The 17960-nt window shown below is 66.2% G+C and carries 11 protein-coding genes; 10 read left to right on the forward strand and 1 reads right to left on the reverse strand.

The features are described 5' to 3' along the window. Window positions 1-212: 212 nt before the first annotated feature. Entirely contained in the window at window positions 213-641 is a 429-nt protein-coding gene (gene rplK, locus ACWGKS_RS18030) for a 50S ribosomal protein L11 (RefSeq protein ID WP_358506806.1), read from the forward strand. An 89-nt stretch (window positions 642-730) separates the two neighbouring features. Beyond that, a complete protein-coding gene (gene rplA / locus ACWGKS_RS18035; protein ID WP_358506804.1) occupies window positions 731-1408 on the forward strand; it encodes a 50S ribosomal protein L1 in 678 nt (225 codons plus the stop codon). Between the two features lie 88 nt (window positions 1409-1496). Here the strand turns inward: rplA and ACWGKS_RS18040 are convergent, their stop codons facing one another. Beyond that, a complete protein-coding gene (locus tag ACWGKS_RS18040; RefSeq protein WP_358506802.1) occupies window positions 1497-2321 on the reverse strand; it encodes a hypothetical protein in 825 nt (274 codons plus the stop codon). A 434-nt stretch (window positions 2322-2755) separates the two neighbouring features. Here ACWGKS_RS18040 and rplJ point away from each other — a divergent pair, with 434 nt between their 5' ends. The 8 genes from rplJ to fusA all read left to right on the forward strand — a co-directional run bounded on the left by rplJ (window position 2756) and on the right by fusA (window position 17911). Continuing rightward, on the forward strand, window positions 2756-3283 hold the full coding sequence (gene rplJ / locus ACWGKS_RS18045; protein ID WP_358506800.1) for a 50S ribosomal protein L10: 528 nt from the start codon (window positions 2756-2758) through the stop codon (window positions 3281-3283). Between the two features lie 96 nt (window positions 3284-3379). Further along, the gene (gene rplL, locus ACWGKS_RS18050; protein WP_358506798.1) at window positions 3380-3766 is read left to right on the forward strand and encodes a 50S ribosomal protein L7/L12; all 387 of its coding nucleotides are present in this window, start codon (window positions 3380-3382) and stop codon (window positions 3764-3766) included. A gap of 775 nt (window positions 3767-4541) precedes the next feature. Continuing rightward, on the forward strand, window positions 4542-8009 hold the full coding sequence (rpoB, locus tag ACWGKS_RS18055) for a DNA-directed RNA polymerase subunit beta (protein ID WP_358506796.1): 3468 nt from the start codon (window positions 4542-4544) through the stop codon (window positions 8007-8009). Between the two features lie 34 nt (window positions 8010-8043). Then, window positions 8044-11922: a DNA-directed RNA polymerase subunit beta' gene (locus tag ACWGKS_RS18060; RefSeq protein ID WP_358506794.1), complete on the forward strand. Its 3879-nt coding sequence runs from the start codon at window positions 8044-8046 to the stop codon at window positions 11920-11922. 264 nt (window positions 11923-12186) lie between these two features. Then, window positions 12187-14445, forward strand: coding sequence for a hypothetical protein (locus tag ACWGKS_RS18065; protein ID WP_358506792.1), 2259 nt, complete (start codon window positions 12187-12189; stop codon window positions 14443-14445). A gap of 473 nt (window positions 14446-14918) precedes the next feature. After that, complete coding sequence (gene rpsL / locus ACWGKS_RS18070) at window positions 14919-15290, forward strand: 30S ribosomal protein S12 (protein WP_014912437.1); 372 nt, start codon at window positions 14919-14921, stop codon at window positions 15288-15290. 2 nt (window positions 15291-15292) lie between these two features. Continuing rightward, window positions 15293-15763 carry a 30S ribosomal protein S7 gene (gene rpsG / locus ACWGKS_RS18075; protein ID WP_067597751.1) on the forward strand — a complete coding sequence of 157 codons (471 nt, stop codon included), beginning with the start codon at window positions 15293-15295 and terminating at the stop codon, window positions 15761-15763. A gap of 36 nt (window positions 15764-15799) precedes the next feature. Next, complete coding sequence (fusA, locus tag ACWGKS_RS18080) at window positions 15800-17911, forward strand: elongation factor G (protein WP_358506790.1); 2112 nt, start codon at window positions 15800-15802, stop codon at window positions 17909-17911. The last annotated feature ends 49 nt before the right edge of the window (window positions 17912-17960 follow it).

Consider the following 17960-nt stretch of genomic DNA (forward strand, 5'->3'; position numbering starts at 1 on the left):
CCTCGACGAGGGCGGACCCACCGTCGCGTGTCACAGCAGGCCCAGCGGCCCGACGAACACGCGCCCGGCCCTTCCGGTCCCGACGGGCCGTGGCCCCCGCCTCGCGCGGGGAAGCCTCCTTCGGCAGCGGCACGAACGTGGCCCTTCGGCCCGAACGTGCCGTCAGGGAGGCAGGGGCCGGTACACAACGCAGATCAGGCAAAGGACCCGATATGCCTCCGAAGAAGAAACTCGCCGCACTCGTCAAGGTGCAGCTGCCCGCCGGTCAGGCGACCCCGGCGCCCCCCGTCGGTACCGCTCTCGGTCCGCACGGCGTCAACATCATGGACTTCTGCAAGCAGTACAACGCTGCTACGGAGGCCCAGCGCGGCAACGTCATCCCCGTAGAGATCTCCATCTACGAGGACCGTTCCTTCAGCTTCGTCACCAAGACGCCTCCGGCGCCCAAGCTGATCCTGAAGGCCGCCGGAATGGACAAGGCGTCCGGTGAGCCGGGCCGCAGCACCAGCGGTTCCATCACCGCCGACCAGGTCCGTGAGATCGCGCAGACCAAGCTGCCCGACCTCAACACCGACGACATCGAGGCCGCGACCAAGATCGTCACCGGTACCGCCCGTTCCATGGGCATCGAGGTCAAGTAGCTCCCGACCAGGGGTTGCTCGACGGCAAGAACCACAGTGGCAGGGCCATGCGCCGGCCCAAGGACCACACGTTCCCGTAGGAGAACAGAGTGAAGCGCAGCAAGAACCACCGCAAAGCCGCCAACCTGGTGGACCGCGACCGGCTTTACAGCCCCGCCGAGGCCGTGAAGCTGGCCAAGGAGACCAGCAACATCAAGTTCGACGCCACCGTCGAGGTGGCCCTGCGCCTGGGCGTCGACCCGCGCAAGGCCGACCAGATGGTCCGCGGCACCGTGAACCTGCCGAACGGCACCGGCAAGACCGCTCGGGTCCTGGTCTTCGCGACCGGTGAGCGTGCCGAGCAGGCTCGGGCCGCCGGCGCCGACATCGTCGGCGACGACGAGCTCGTCCAGAAGGTCCAGAACGGCTTCCTCGACTTCGACGCCGTCGTGGCCACCCCGGACCTCATGGGCAAGGTCGGTCGTCTCGGCCGTGTCCTGGGCCCCCGTGGCCTCATGCCCAACCCGAAGACGGGCACCGTCACCCCGGACGTGGCCAAGGCCGTGACCGACATCAAGGGCGGCAAGATCGAGTTCCGCGTGGACCGCCACGGGAACCTGCACTTCATCATCGGCAAGACCTCGTTCGACGAGCCCAAGCTGCTCGAGAACTACCAGGCCGCGATCGATGAGGTGAACCGCCTCAAGCCGTCCGCAGCCAAGGGCCGCTACATCAAGAAGGCCGTGGTCTCCACCACGATGGGCCCGAGCATCCCGCTCGACGCCTAAAGCCTTCCCGGGCCTTGTGTGAAGCATGAGAACGGCCCCCGCTCCTTCGGGAGACGGGGGCCGTTCCGTGTCTTGGTGGGGGAGTGGATCAGCCGATCTGCTCCTCGGCGGGAATCTCGAAGGAGGTCGACCCGATCTCGGAGAACTCCATCGTGACGTCGGCCTGGTCGTCGGAGAAGTCGATGCGCATCGGGAAGCCGTCATCGCTGACCGCCAAGGAGACGTCCAGTGTGCCGCTGACCGAGCCGAGGAGTTCGATGACCGCGAGCTTCTGCTCGGCGTCGAGGGCGTTGATCTCCTCTTCGGTCATGCTGCCTTGGAGCACGGTGGTCTCGATCCCGCCGACCTCCTCGGTTCCGGTCTCCTCGATCTGGTCGAGCGTGGCGAACGCGGCGACGAGGTCGGGCAGGGATTCGATGTCGAAGGCGTCGCTCGGGTTCTGTTCCATGGTGGACGCGTCCCCGCGGATCCAAGGGGCATCCCCTTGGAGACCGTACGTGTCGGCGACCAAGGGGTCCGAGCCCTCCTCGAAGATGACGATGTAGGTGCTCAGGTCTTCGGCGGTCACCCCGTCCGGCAGTTCACCGCCCATGGACATCAGCTCGAACATCATCTCGCCCATGAGAGGCATGGACATGGTGGCCTGCGTGGCCACCGGATCGTTCATCACCTCGTAGAGGATTCCCATCTCCACGTCGGGCGCCGTCATGTCGATGTCGAGGGTGTAGTTGGTGATCTCGGTGGTGCTGTCGAAGACCTGGGCCAGGAGATCCTTGGGGGACCCGCCGCCTTCCTCCTCCTGCTTCTCGGTGGAGACCGTGGTCTCCTCCTCTGCGGGGTCGTTGCCACATGCCGTGAGCATCAGGACGAGGGAGAAGGCTCCAGCGGAGAGCAGGGCCGGGGTGCGCGTCATGGGAAAGAATCACTTTCGCTATGGGGGAGTGGGCACGCTCGATGAGTGCGGACGCCCAGTTGGCCTCATGATCCCAGTGTCTTCGGACATTTCTCCTGTTGGGTGCGTGATCATCACCGAACGGTGATGAGGGTGCCGGCGATCACATCCTTTCCGCGTGGGAACGATGGTCGAGCACTCCCATTCGTCGGTTAGCATTGGGTCTTGCCGAAGACCGCTGGTCGTCACCCGCTCGGGTGACCTAAGGACCCACCTCGATGGGCGCCCGCGCAGGTGTCACCAGAGCTTTCCCGTTCCGGGTCCCGTGTGCCGAGCACACGGGCGGAAGAACGCGGACATGCCCCGTGCGCCTTGCGTTCGGGGCTTTTCTCGTGCTGACGCCGATCGTGGAAGTCCTTGGGATAAAACCAGCGTTCACTGTTGGAAGGAGTCCCATGGCGAGGCCGGACAAGGCAGCCGCGGTCGCCGAACTCGCGGACGAGCTCCGCGAGTCGAACGCCGCAGTGCTGACCGAATACCGGGGGCTCACTGTCGCGCAGGTTTCCGCACTGCGCCACAGCCTCGGTCAGAGCACGCGTTTTCGCATCGTCAAGAACACGCTGACCAAGATCGCGGTCAAGGAGGCCGGCGTCGACGAGCAGATCTCCGATCTGCTCGAAGGCCCGTCCGCCATCGCCTTCGTCCACGGGGACGTCGTCGAGGCCGCCAAGGGTCTGCGTGACTTCGCGAAGGCGAACTCGCCCCTGGTGATCAAGGGCGCTGTCGTCGACGGCAAGTCGATGAACGCCGAGCAGGTCACCAAGCTGGCCGATCTGGAGTCCCGAGAGGTTCTCCTCTCGAAGCTGGCCGGTGCGCTCAAGGCCAAGCAGGGCCAGGCCGCCGCCGTCTTCCAGGCGCTGCCCTCCAAGACTGTGCGTCTCGCGCAGGCTCTGGCGGACAAGCGCACCGAGGAAGCCGCTTAAACCTTTTGAACCACGGCGGGTGCCGACGGCGCCCGGCCATTGGCTCGCACGCTGTGCCGTTGGCGCGCGTGTCATGAGAGAAAGAGAGATCGCATCATGGCGAAGCTCAGCAACGATGACCTGCTTGCCGCGTTCGAGGAGATGACCCTTCTCGAGCTCTCCGAGTTCGTGAAGCTGTTCGAGGACAAGTTCGACGTCACCGCCGCCGCCCCGGCCGCCGTCGCCGTCGCCGCCCCCGGTGGCGCCGGTGCCGAAGAGGCCGCCGAGGAGCAGACCGAGTTCGACGTCGTCCTCGAGTCCGCCGGCGACAAGAAGATCCAGGTCATCAAGGAGGTCCGCGGCCTCACGAGCCTGGGCCTGAAGGAAGCCAAGGACCTGGTCGACAACGCTCCGAAGGCCGTGCTGGAGGCTGCCAGCAAGGAGAACGCCGACAAGGCCAAGGAGGCCCTTGAGGGCGCCGGCGCCACCGTCACCCTCAAGTAGTCCCTCGCGGGCCTCAGACGCCCGCTGGTCTACGCTGAGCGGCCGTTCCTCCCTTCGGGGAGGGGCGGCCGTTTTTTCGTGTCCGTGTCCATCCTCGGGTCGGGGTCGAAGGGCCCGGGCCCATGGGTGGCCGGTACGCGGGTCGAGCGGGAACGAACGTCCCCTTTGTCGTGGCGCGGCCGTGTCCGTGCCAGGACACGGGACTTCGGTGTGCGAAGCTGTTGCGGTCCCCGGGCCCTCGGACCAGGGGAAACCGGGAACGGAGGGGTACGCGTGTGCGAACTGTCCCTCGGACGCGATAATCTCCCGTCCCGGGAATCCTGACGGACCCGTTGGGGAGTGTTTACCCGCCTTGGGCGAGGGAATCCTTCCGGGTGTCCGTTGGCTCACAATCCCCCGTGGGGCCAGGGCAGGCGCGCTGTTTCACCCTGATGGTCCAGGGCCTTTCCCCCGGGGGCGTGTGCGGTGGCGTTCGGCGGCCACCGGGCTTGACGGATCGCCCTCCAGGGGTGATCCTGCCGGTGTCGTGAGTGGCGCCGTGGACCGTGAGTGGACAGCGGTGTAGTGTTCGGCTACACTGCTCTTTTGCGCTGCCCTTTGGTGATCCCTGTGTCGGTGAACGGCTTTTCGTCGTTTCCGTTTGTTACTCCGGAAGCTCCGACAATGCCCGCTCCCGCTCGAAGTGACCGTCTCAACCGCGTTGCGGCGGTCCTTCTCGTGACGGATCGTCTGGCGTGCGCGCTTCAACCGCCACAAGCCTTCGGAAGGACCCCTGTTGGCAGCCTCGCGCAACGCCTCCGCTAACGCCCTTGGTCCGCACCGCGTTTCTTTCGCCCGTATCCAGGAACCCCTTGAGGTTCCCAATCTTCTGGCCCTGCAGACCGAGTCGTTCGACTGGCTGCTGGGCAACGACACGTGGAAGACGCGGGGCGAGACGGCCCGCGCCGCCGGCCGCAAGGACGTTTCGGAGCAGTCCGGTCTCGAAGAGATCTTCGAGGAGATCAGCCCGATCGAGGACTTCTCGGGCACGATGTCCCTTTCGTTCCGTGACCACCGGTTCGAACCGCCCAAGTACTCCGAAGAGGAGTGCAAGGACAAGGACATGACCTACTCCGCCCCGATGTTCGTCACGGCGGAGTTCATCAACAACGACACCGGTGAGATCAAGAGCCAGACGGTGTTCATGGGCGACTTCCCGCTCATGACCGTCAAGGGCACCTTCATCATCAACGGCACCGAGCGCGTCGTCGTGTCCCAGCTGGTTCGGTCCCCGGGTGTCTACTTCGACACCTCCGTCGACAAGACCTCCGACAAGGACCTGTTCGGGTGCAAGGTCATCCCGTCCCGTGGTGCCTGGCTGGAGTTCGAGGTCGACAAGCGCGACTTCGTCGGTGTTCGCATCGACCGTAAGCGCAAGCAGGGCGTCACCGTCCTGCTCAAGGCCCTCGGCTGGACCACCGACCAGATCCTGGAGCGTTTCGGCCAGTACGAGTCGATCCGCAACACCCTGGAGAAGGACCCCACCGCGGGTACCGACGACGCGCTGCTGGACATCTACCGCAAGCTGCGCCCGGGAGAGCCGCCCACGAAGGAGTCGGCTCAGGCGCTGCTGGAGAACCTGTACTTCAACCCCAAGCGCTACGACCTGGCCAAGGTCGGTCGTTACAAGATCAACAAGAAGCTCGGCCTGGACACCGAGTTCACGCAGGGGACCCTCACCGAAGAGGACATCGTCTCCACGATCGACTACCTCGTCCGCCTGCACGCGGGTGAGGTCGAGAAGGAGACCGTCCTCGGCCTCCGTCCGATCGAGACCGACGACATCGACCACTTCGGCAACCGTCGCCTGCGCACCGTCGGCGAGCTCATCCAGAACCAGGTCCGCCTGGGCCTGGCCCGTATGGAGCGCGTCGTCCGCGAGCGGATGACCACCCAGGACGTCGAGGCGATCACGCCGCAGACCCTGATCAACATCCGTCCCGTCGTGGCCTCCATCAAGGAGTTCTTCGGCACCTCGCAGCTGTCCCAGTTCATGGACCAGACCAACCCGCTCGCGGGCCTGACCCACAAGCGTCGCCTCTCGGCGCTGGGTCCGGGCGGTCTCTCCCGTGAGCGCGCGGGCTTCGAGGTCCGAGACGTCCACCCGTCCCACTACGGCCGCATGTGCCCGATCGAGACCCCTGAGGGTCCCAACATCGGTCTGATCGGTTCGCTCGCCGCCTACGGCCGAGTGAACTCCTTCGGCTTCGTGGAGACCCCGTACCGCAAGGTCATCGACGGTAAGGTCTCCGACGAGGTCTACTACCTCACCGCCGACGAGGAGGACCTGTGCGTCATCGCGCAGGCCAACACCCCGTTGAACGCCGATGGGAGCTTCGCCGAGGCCGGTGTGCTCGTCCGTCGTAAGGGCGGGGAGTTCGAGCAGGTCAGCACCGACGAGGTCGACTACATGGACGTGTCGCCGCGCCAGATGGTGTCGGTGGCCACCGCCATGATCCCGTTCCTGGAGCACGACGACGCCAACCGCGCGCTCATGGGTTCCAACATGCAGCGCCAGGCCGTGCCGCTGCTGCGCGCCGAGTCGCCGTTCGTCGGCACCGGTATGGAGTACCGCGCCGCCACCGACGCCGGCGAGGTCCTCCTCGCGGAGAAGGCCGGTGTGGTCGAGGACGTCACCGCCGACTACGTCACCGTGATGGCCGACGACGGCACGCGCAAGACGTACCGGATGGGCAAGTTCCAGCGCTCCAACCAGGGCACCTGCTTCAACCAGCGCCCCATCGTCCACGAGGGCCAGCGGATCGAGGAGCGTCAGGTCCTCGCCGACGGTCCCTCCACGGACCAGGGCGAGATGTCGCTGGGCAAGAACCTCCTCGTGGCGTACATGTCCTGGGAGGGGCACAACTACGAGGACGCCATCATCCTCTCCCAGCGTCTGGTGCAGGACGACGTCCTCTCCTCGATCCACATCGAGGAGCACGAGGTCGACGCCCGTGACACCAAGCTGGGCCCGGAGGAGATCACCCGGGAGATCCCCAACGTCAGCGAGGAGGTCCTGGCCGACCTCGATGACCGGGGCATCATCCGGATCGGCGCCGAGGTCGTCGACGGTGACATCCTCGTCGGCAAGGTCACGCCCAAGGGTGAGACCGAGCTGACCCCGGAGGAGCGCCTGCTGCGCGCGATCTTCGGTGAGAAGGCCCGAGAGGTCCGCGACACCTCCCTGAAGGTTCCGCACGGTGAGACCGGCAAGGTCATCGGCGTGCGCGTCTTCAGCCGCGAGGACGGTGACGAGCTCGCGCCCGGCGTGAACGAGATGGTTCGCGTCTACGTCGCCCAGAAGCGCAAGATCACCGATGGTGACAAGCTCGCCGGTCGTCACGGCAACAAGGGCGTCATCGCCAAGATCCTGCCCCAGGAGGACATGCCCTTCCTGGAGGACGGCACTCCCGTCGACATCATCCTCAACCCGCTCGGTGTGCCCGGCCGAATGAACGTCGGTCAGGTCCTTGAGGTCCACCTCGGTTGGCTGGCCAAGAACGGCTGGTCCGTCGAGGGCACGGAAGAGGAATGGGAGAAGACGCTCCACGCGGTCGGCGCCTCGGAGGTCGAACCGAACTCGCGAGTGGCCACCCCGGTCTTCGACGGCCTGGAGGGCCCCGAGCTCAGCGGTCTGCTCAAGTCGGTCCGTCCGAACGCGGACGGCAACCGTCTCATCAACACCGACGGTAAGGCGCGTCTGTTCGACGGCCGCACCGGCGAACCCTTCGCCGAGCCGATCTCCGTCGGTTACAAGTACATCCTGAAGCTCCACCACCTCGTGGACGACAAGATCCACGCCCGCTCCACCGGTCCGTACTCCATGATCACGCAGCAGCCGCTGGGTGGTAAGGCACAGTTCGGTGGTCAGCGCTTCGGTGAGATGGAGGTCTGGGCGCTGGAGGCCTACGGTGCCGCCTACGCGCTTCAGGAGCTGCTCACCATCAAGTCCGACGACGTGGTGGGCCGCGTCAAGGTCTACGAGGCCATCGTCAAGGGCGAGAACATCCCCGAACCGGGCATCCCTGAGTCCTTCAAGGTGCTCATCAAGGAGATGCAGTCGCTCTGTCTGAACGTGGAGGTGCTGTCCAGTGACGGTATGTCCATCGAGATGCGGGACAGTGACGAGGACGTCTTCCGCGCCGCGGAAGAACTGGGAATCGACCTGGGTAGGCGTGAGCCGAGCAGTGTCGAAGAGGTCTAACTTCCGCATTCTTCGAGAGCAGGGGACGAATTAAGTGCTCGACGTCAACTTCTTCGACGAGCTGCGCATCGGTCTCGCGACGGCCGAGGACATCCGCCAGTGGTCGCACGGCGAGGTCAAGAAGCCCGAAACCATCAACTACCGGACCCTCAAGCCCGAGAAGGACGGACTCTTCTGCGAGAAGATCTTCGGTCCGACCCGGGACTGGGAGTGCTACTGCGGTAAGTACAAGCGTGTCCGCTTCAAGGGCATCATCTGTGAGCGCTGCGGCGTCGAGGTGACCCGCGCCAAGGTGCGCCGTGAGCGGATGGGCCACATCGAGCTGGCCGCTCCCGTCACGCACATCTGGTACTTCAAGGGTGTGCCCTCTCGCCTGGGCTACCTGCTGGACCTGGCGCCGAAGGATCTCGAGAAGATCATCTACTTCGCCGCCTACATGGTCACGTGGGTGGACACCGAGGGCCGTGAGCGCGACCTGCAGTCGCTAGAGGCTCGGATCTCGGTCGAGAAGCAGCACCTGGAGCAGCGTCGCGACTCCACCCTGGAGGAGCGTCACCGCAAGCTGGAGACCGACCTGGCCGAGCTCGAAGAGCAGGGTGCCAAGGGCGACGCGCGCCGCAAGGTGCGCGAGGGCGCCGAGCGTGAGATGCGCCAGCTGCGCGACCGCGCTCAGCGTGAGATCGACCGCCTCGACGAGGTCTGGAACCGGTTCAAGAACCTCAAGGTCCAGGACCTCGAGGGCGACGAGATGCTCTACCGCGAGATGCGGGACCGCTTCGGGAAGTACTTCCGTGGTGGCATGGGCGCTCAGGCCATCCAGGACCGCCTGTCCAACTTCGAGCTGGACGAGGAGGCCGAGAAGCTCCGGGAGACCATCCGTACCGGCAAGGGTCAGAAGAAGGCCCGTGCCCTGAAGCGGCTCAAGGTCGTCTCGGCGTTCCTCAACACCACCAACAGCCCCATGGGCATGGTGCTGGACTGCATCCCGGTCATCCCGCCGGACCTGCGTCCGATGGTGCAGCTGGACGGTGGCCGCTTCGCGACCTCCGACCTCAACGACCTGTACCGCCGTGTCATCAACCGGAACAACCGACTCAAGCGGCTTCTGGACCTGGGCGCGCCCGAGATCATCGTCAACAACGAGAAGCGGATGCTCCAGGAGGCCGTCGACGCGCTGTTCGACAACGGCCGCCGTGGGCGCCCGGTCACCGGTCCCGGTAACCGTCCGCTCAAGTCGCTGTCCGACATGCTGAAGGGTAAGCAGGGTCGGTTCCGTCAGAACCTGCTCGGTAAGCGAGTCGACTACTCCGGCCGTTCGGTCATCGTCGTCGGCCCGCAGCTGAAGCTGCACCAGTGCGGTCTGCCCAAGCAGATGGCCCTGGAGCTGTTCAAGCCGTTCGTGATGAAGCGTCTGGTCGACCTGAACCACGCGCAGAACATCAAGAGCGCCAAGCGCATGGTCGAGCGGTCCCGCCCGGTCGTTTGGGACGTCCTCGAAGAGGTCATCACCGAGCACCCGGTTCTGCTCAACCGTGCCCCGACGCTGCACCGCCTGGGCATCCAGGCCTTCGAGCCGCAGCTGGTCGAGGGCAAGGCCATCCAGATCCACCCGCTCGTGTGCACCGCGTTCAACGCGGACTTCGACGGTGACCAGATGGCCGTGCACCTGCCGCTGTCCGCCGAGGCCCAGGCCGAGGCGCGGCTGCTGATGCTGGCCACCAACAACATCCTCAAGCCGTCCGACGGCAAGCCCGTGACCATGCCCACCCAGGACATGATCATCGGTCTGTACTACCTGACGACGGAGAGGGCCGGCGCCGCGGGCGAGGGCCGTGCGTTCCGCTCGCCGTCGGAGGCCATCATGGCCTTCGACCTGGGCCACCTCGACCTGCAGGCGAAGATCCGCCTGCGGATCGCGGACGGAGCTCCCGCGCCCAAGGACTGGACCCCGCCCGAGGGCTGGGAACAGGGCGACGTGTACGTGCTGGAGACGACCCTGGGTCGGTACCTCTTCAACGAGGCCACTCCGGTCGACTACCCGTACGTCAACTTCCAGGTGGGCAAGAAGCAGGTCTCGACGCTGGTCAACGACCTCGCCGAGAACTACCCGAAGGTCCAGGTCGCCACGACCCTGGACGCCCTCAAGGACGCCGGTTACCGCTGGGCCACCCGGTCCGGTCTGACCATCGGCATCGAGGACGTCGTCGCGCCGCCGCAGAAGGGCGAGATCCTCGCCCGGTACGACGGCAAGGCCGACAAGCTGCAGCGCGAGTACGACCGTGGTCTGATCACCGACGATGAGCGCCGCAAGGAGCTCACGGAGCTGTGGACCGAGGCGACCGCCGAGGTCGCCAAGAACATGGAGGACAACTTCCCCGCCGACAACCCGGTGTGGATGATGGTCCAGTCCGGTGCGCGTGGTAACCCGATGCAGGTGCGCCAGATCGCCGGTATCCGTGGTCTGGTCTCCAACACCAAGGGTGAGACGATCCCGCGTCCGATCAAGTCCTCCTACCGTGAGGGCCTGTCCGTTCTGGAGTACTTCATCTCCACGCACGGTCAGCGCAAGGGTCTGGCCGACACCGCGCTGCGTACCGCCGACTCGGGTTACCTGACCCGTCGTCTGGTGGACGTCGCCCAGGACGTCATCGTCCGTGAGGTGGACTGCAACACCGACCGTTCCCTGTGGCACGAGATCGGTGAGAAGAACGCCGCCGGCGTCGTCGGTCGTAAGCACAACGTCGAGAACACCGGTTTCGGCCGTACCCTCGCCGAGGACGTGCTGGACGCCGACGGCAACGTGGTGCTGCCCGCCCTGTCCGACACCTCCGAGCAGAACATCGACAAGCTGGTCGCCGCCGGGGTCACCCGGGTGCGCATCCGCTCGTCGCTGACCTGTGAGGCGAAGATCGGCGTCTGCACCACCTGCTACGGCCGCTCCATGGCGACCGGCAAGCCGGTGGACGTCGGTGAGGCGATCGGTATCATCGCTGCACAGTCCATCGGTGAGCCCGGTACCCAGCTGACCATGCGTACCTTCCACATGGGTGGTTCGGCCGGTCTGGACATCACCCACGGTCTGCCCCGTGTCCAGGAGCTCTTCGAGGCCCGCATCCCCAAGGGTGTGGCCCCGATCTCCGAGATGGAGGGCCGGATCCGGATCGATGACACCGAGAAGAGCCGCAAGATCGTCGTCATCCCGGACGACGGCACCGACGAGATCGCTTACCCGGTCCCGATGCGTGCCCAGCTCCTGGTGACCGACGAAGACCACGTCAAGGTCGGTCAGCAGCTCATCCAGGGTGCGATCAACCCGCACGAGGTGCTTCGCATCCAGGGCCCGCGCGCGGTGCAGCAGCACCTCGTGTCGGAGGTCCAGGAGGTGTACAAGTCGCAGGGTGTGTCCATCCACGACAAGCACATCGAGATCATCGTTCGCCAGATGCTCAAGCGAGTGAACATCCTGGAGTCCGGCGACACCGAGCTGCTGCCCGGTGAGATGGTCGAGCGGCCCAAGTTCGAGCGCATCAACCGGCGCGTGGTGTCCGAGGGCGGCCAGCCCGCCGCCGGGCGTCCGGTCCTGCTGGGGATCACCAAGGCCTCGCTGGCCACGGAGTCCTGGCTGTCCGCGGCCTCCTTCCAGGAGACCACCCGGGTGCTCACCGAGAACGCGATCCACGGCAAGAGCGACCCACTGCTCGGCCTCAAGGAGAACGTGATCATCGGTAAGCTCATCCCGGCCGGTACGGGCATTCCGCAGTACCGGAACATTCGGGTCGAGCCGACCGAGGAGGCCAAGGCCTCGATGTACTCGGTGTCCGGCTACGAGGAGCCGAGTGAGTACACCTTCGGGCAGGGTTCGGGAGAGGCCGTGCCGCTGGAGGAGTACGACTTCGGGCCGTACAACCGGTAAGCAGCCGAACTGAACGTTGGCTGAGCTGACGGCGGCGGTCGGCCACCCCCATCACGGGGGGTGGCTCCGCCGCCGTTTCGTCGTTGTGGGTCGACACACCGCTGTGTTGACGGGGAGAGGGCGCCACGGCGCCGGCGGGAGAGCAGGCAAGTGAACGATAACGGGGGCGGAGAGCCGGGGAACCGGTCGTCCGGAGAGGACGCGGACTCCTGGTTCAAGCCCAGTGAGAACCGTTTCCGAACACAGTCCGATTACCAGGACCCCATGGACAATGAAGGGGCGGAGCCCGAGGGCGACGCCCCGAATGAAGCGGCCGCGGTCTTTCCCGACAGCGGCGGGTACTCGGGGCTGAGCACGTCGCGTCCGGCCCTGGTGGAGCCCTACCCTGACGCGCTGGGCGCTCCGCCCACACCCCCCGCGGTAAGCCCCGAGCCCCAGGGGCCGCCCGGCATCTCCTACCCGGGTGCGGGTAGTGGTGCCTATCAACCGGTGACACGTATCCCGGGTGAGCGTCCGCCCGCCTGGGAGTCTCCGAACACGTCCTCGACGCCGGTCGAGCCCTCGGTGCCGAACACGCACCCCGAGTGGGGTGCCCCGACCGGGGAGATCCCGGCCGGAGCCTCGGCTTCGCGAGTGCCGTCCTGGGAGCCGTCCACCGAACCCCGGGACCCCGCCGAGCCGCGGTGGCCCCGGCACGACGAGAACACGGTCTCCCCCTCGGAGAACGTGTCCTCCGAGGTCCCTCCCGGAGCGGAACCGTCGTGGGGCGTCGAGCCCGAGCGTGAGTTCGAGCGTGAGCCCGCTTGGGAGCCGGAGGAGGGCGAGAGCCGGACCGGAGGCTATCCGGGCATCGCCGCCAGCGCGCAGGTCCCGTTGCCGCCCGAGGAATCGGAGGAGAACGGTCCCGTTGCCGCCCAGGACTCCTGGGCGAATGAGGCGACCCCCGGTGCGCGGTCCGCGGACGTGTGGGCGGCCGACACCGCTGCCGCGGAGAACCCGGTGCCCCGGTACGACACCGATGGTCTGGACGATTGGACCCCGGGCCCGAGCCCCGTGCCGGATCGAGGGAGCACCGGTGCGGCCGAGCCCTGGGCCGGGTCCGAGCCGGAGCGTTGGCACGACCCCGCTCCCTCCTACCTGGAGGATCGCCGCCACGAGGCGTTCCCGGTCGAGGAGGCGGAGCGGCCCGGCGAAAGGTACACGGAGCCCTACGACGAGCTCTCCGCCCCTTCCAGGTACTCGATGCCCGCAGACGACGGGGGTCTGGGCACCGGCAGTGGCAACACCTGGGCGTTCGACCGCGACGACCCGCGGTTGCCGGACGTGGTCCGGGACGCCGAGCGGCGTCGTCGTGGCGAGAGCGGATTCGAGCCCACCGGTCTGGACGAGGTCGGTACCGAAGGGGACAACGGCCCCGATACCGGAGCACTGTCCGCGGCGGTGCCCTCATCCGAGGACCCGCTCGCCGCGATCGCGAACATGCAGTCGCGGGCCAAGGCCAGGGAGACCGAGGAACCGGGGGGATACGGCCCGGACCCGGTCGAGGAACCCTCCTGGAGCAGGGGCGCCGACAACGCCACCCGGATGTTCGGCTCACCCGCCTACGACGAGGAACCGTTGGGGTACGGGACCGGCACCGGACCCGCGATGCCCCACGACGAACTCGGGTTCGACGGTCGTGGCCTCGACGACTACGGGACGGCCGGCGCGCGTTCGATCGACCGTGCTCCGGAGGCGCCCGCGGGCGGTGACAGGAACATCGGCGGCTACGACGAACCGGCCTACTACGACCGTGGATACGCGGACCAGGGGTACATCGACCAGGGCCATCGGGAGCCGGGGTACCCGGAGCAGGGCTTCGGCGACCGGGCCTACCAGGAGCAGGCCTACGAGGACCGCGCCTACGGTGACCAGGGTTACGACGATCGGGTTCGGGACGAGCTCGGTTTCGACGACCGCCCCACCCCGCCCGTGGCCGGGCTCCCCTCCGACCTGGCGTCACCCTTCGGGTCCCACCCGCAGGGCCCCGCCGACGCCTGGAGCGACGCTCCGGACGACGGCCCGGAGCCCCGGTACGAGGCCGCGGAGGAACAGGTCGCCGAAGAGGGGGATCCCGAGTACGAGGACGGCTTCACCCCCGCCGACTACGGGATGACCGAACGTCCGAGGTCGAGCCGTCGCCGCCGTGACCGGATCGTTGAGGACTTCCCGGGCTTCGAGGACCGCCCCCTCGGGGGAGAGGCCGGCGACTCCTATCCCGGTTACGACAGCGTCGACTTCCTGGCCGACACCGATCCGGGTGCGATGCGGACCCTGTGGCTGGGCGTCGCCTCGCTGATCCCGTTCCTCGGTGTGATCACCGCGATCCTCGCGTTGTTCGTCACGGGACCCAGGGCCAAGAAGGAGATCCGGGGGTCGCGGGGGACCCTCGATGGACTCGGTCTGATCACGACCGGCACCGTATTCGCGGTGGCCGGCATCGTGGTGACGGTGATCTCCGTCGCGATCTTGGTGATTCTGTAGCCAGACGGCCGCTTTCGGGGGGAGAATGGGCCCTCCGGAAGCGGCCGTTCTCTTGTGAGGGCCCTCCAGCCACATTCCAGGGGAAACCTGGGGCGAAACGAGTCGGAGAGCGCGTAGACTAGGGGTGACCCACGGCTACGCGAGAACCGGTTCCGTTTGTTCTCGCTAACTCGCACACCGTTTTGACCGCCTGGTCTGGTAGCGGTAGCCTGTGTGATTGTGCCCGTGAGTCGACGGGTCACACATGTGCGCGGTGCCCCCAGTCCTTTTACGGGACGGATACGAGGCGCGCGGCGCATGTGAACCCCTCTCCTGCGAATCGGCCTCATGGCCGGGTGTGCTTCCGTTCCCGTGTTCGGGAACGAGGTCGACACGCCCGACTGCGGGGGTCGGGGAGTTTCGGGAAATTCAGCAGGTCAATAGCGATATCGGCTACGAGAACCGGCGTAGGTCACGAGGAAGACGGAGACGCGGTGCCCACCATCCAGCAGCTGGTCCGCAAGGGCCGACAGGACAAGGTCGCAAAGAACAAGACCCCGGCGCTGAAGGGGAGTCCGCAGCGTCGTGGTGTGTGCACGCGTGTCTACACCACTACGCCCAAGAAGCCGAACTCCGCTCTGCGTAAGGTCGCTCGCGTCAAGCTGAGCAGCGGCATCGAGGTCACGGCCTACATCCCCGGCATTGGTCACAACCTTCAGGAACACAGCATCGTGCTTGTTCGCGGTGGTCGTGTGAAGGACCTGCCGGGTGTCCGCTACCGAATTGTCCGCGGTTCGCTCGACACCCAGGGTGTCCGGGGCCGCAAGCAGGCCCGTAGTCACTACGGCGCCAAGAAGGAGAAGTAAGCATGCCGCGCAAGGGCCCGGCGCCGAAGCGCCAGCTCATCACCGACCCGGTTTACGGCTCGCCGCTCGTCACCGCACTGATCAACAAGGTGCTGCTCGACGGTAAGCGCTCCATCGCTCAGAGCGTCGTCTACGACGCCCTCGAGGGCGCTCGTGAGAAGACCGGTCAGGACCCGCTCGTCGTTCTGAAGCGAGCTCTGGACAACGTCAAGCCCGCGCTTGAGGTCCGCAGCCGCCGTGTCGGTGGCGCGACCTACCAGGTTCCGGTCGAGGTTCGCGCCTCCCGGTCCACCACGCTGGCCCTGCGCTGGCTGGTCTCCTACTCGCGTCAGCGTCGTGAGAAGAGCATGACCGAGCGTCTGATGAACGAGCTCGTCGACGCCAGCAACGGTCTCGGTGCGGCCGTCAAGAAGCGTGAGGACACGCACAAGATGGCCGAGTCGAACAAGGCCTTCGCCCACTACCGCTGGTAAAGCGGCTGGACCTGAACAGACCGAAGGACGAGCCTCATGGCTAAGACATTGCTAGACCTTGAGAAGGTCCGCAATATCGGCATCATGGCCCACATCGACGCGGGCAAGACGACGACGACCGAGCGGATCCTCTACTACACCGGTGTCAACCACAAGCTCGGCGAGACGCACGATGGCGCCTCGACGATGGACTGGATGAAGGAAGAGCAGGAGCGGGGTATCACCATTACCTCGGCTGCGATCACCACCCAGTGGAACGACACCACCATCAACATCATCGACACGCCCGGCCACGTCGACTTCACGGTCGAGGTCGAGCGGTCGCTGCGTGTGCTCGACGGTGCCGTCGCGGTGTTCGACGCCAAGGAAGGCGTCGAGCCCCAGTCGGAGCAGGTCTGGCGTCAGGCCGACCGCTACGGCGTTCCCCGTATCTGCTTCGTCAACAAGATGGACAAGATCGGGGCCGAGTTCCAGCGTTGTGTCGACATGTTCCGTGAGCGCCTCGGCGCGAACGCCATGCCGATCCAGCTGAACATCGGTGCGGAGAGCGACTTCCAGGGCGTCATCGACCTCGTGAAGATGAAGGCCTACCTCTGGAGCGCCGAGACGCCGCTGGGCGAGATGTACGACACCGTCGACATCCCGGACACCCACGTCGAGGCCGCTCGCGAGGCTCGCGAGTCCTTCATCGAGACGCTGGCCGACGCCGACGACGAGATCATGGAGATGTACCTCGAGGGCCAGGAGCCCACCGAGGAGCAGCTCGTCACCGCGATCCGTCGTGCCACCATCGCCGGCACCGCCGTGCCCGTGGTCTGCGGCACCGCGTTCAAGAACAAGGGCGTGCAGCCCCTGCTCGACGCGGTCATCGCCTACCTCCCCTCGCCCATGGACGTCGAGGCCATCGAGGGCCACGACCCCAAGGACGAGACCGAGGAGACCAAGCTCCAGCGCAAGCCGAGCGTGGACGAGCCGTTCTCCGCCCTGGCCTTCAAGGTCGTCAGCGACCCCCACCTGGGCAAGCTCTCCTACGTGCGGATCTACTCCGGTGTCCTCCAGGCCGGTACCCAGGTGCTGAACAGCATCAAGGGCCGCAAGGAGCGCATCGGCAAGGTCTACCGGATGCACTCCAACAAGCGCGAGGAGATCCCCAGCGCCGGTGCCGGCGACATCGTCGCCGTCATGGGTCTGAAGGACACCACCACCGGTGAGACGTTGTGCGACCAGGCGTCGCCCATCGTCCTGGAGTCCATGACCTTCCCGGCTCCGGTCATCGAGGTGGCCATCGAGCCGAAGACCAAGAGCGACCAGGAGAAGCTGGGCATCGCGATCCAGCGCCTGGCCGAGGAGGACCCCTCCTTCCAGGTGGCCACGGACGACCAGACCGGTCAGACCGTGATCTCCGGCATGGGCGAGCTGCACCTTGAGGTGCTGGTCAACCGCATGCGTGACGAGTTCAAGGTCGAGGCCAACATCGGTAAGCCCCAGGTGGCCTACCGCGAGACCATTCGCAAGAAGGTCGAAGGTCACGTCTACACCCACAAGAAGCAGACGGGTGGTTCGGGCCAGTTCGCCAAGGTCAAGATCGACCTTGAGCCGCTGCTGTCCGAGGACGGTGTCGCCTCCGGCTACGAGTTCGTCAACTCCGTCACCGGTGGCCGTATCCCGCGGGAGTACATCCCCTCGGTCGACGCCGGCTGCCAGGAGGCCGCTGAGCTGGGCGTTCTCGCGCACTACCCGCTCGTCGGCATCAAGGTGTCGCTGACCGATGGTCAGTACCACGACGTCGACTCCTCGGAGATGGCGTTCAAGACCGCCGGTTCGATGGCCTTCAAGGAGGCCGTCCGGCTGGCGAAGCCGGCTCTCCTGGAGCCGGTCATGGCCGTTGAGGTCACCACTCCTGAGGAGTACATGGGCGACGTGGTCGGCGACCTGAACTCTCGCCGTGGACAGATTCAGTCCATGGACGAGCGTTCCGGTGTCCGACTGGTCAAGTCCCTCGTGCCCCTCTCGGAAATGTTCGGCTACGTGGGTGACCTTCGTAGCCGCACGCAGGGTCGAGCCAACTACTCGATGGTGTTCGACTCCTACGCGGAGGTTCCGTCCGCTGTCGCCACGGAAATCGTGGCGAAGGTTCGCGGCGAGTAGTCGCGAACAACTAACCCGGCTGTTCCCCGTGCCCGCGGGGTTGGACCAC

This window comes from Nocardiopsis sp. NPDC055879 (genome assembly GCF_053615935.1).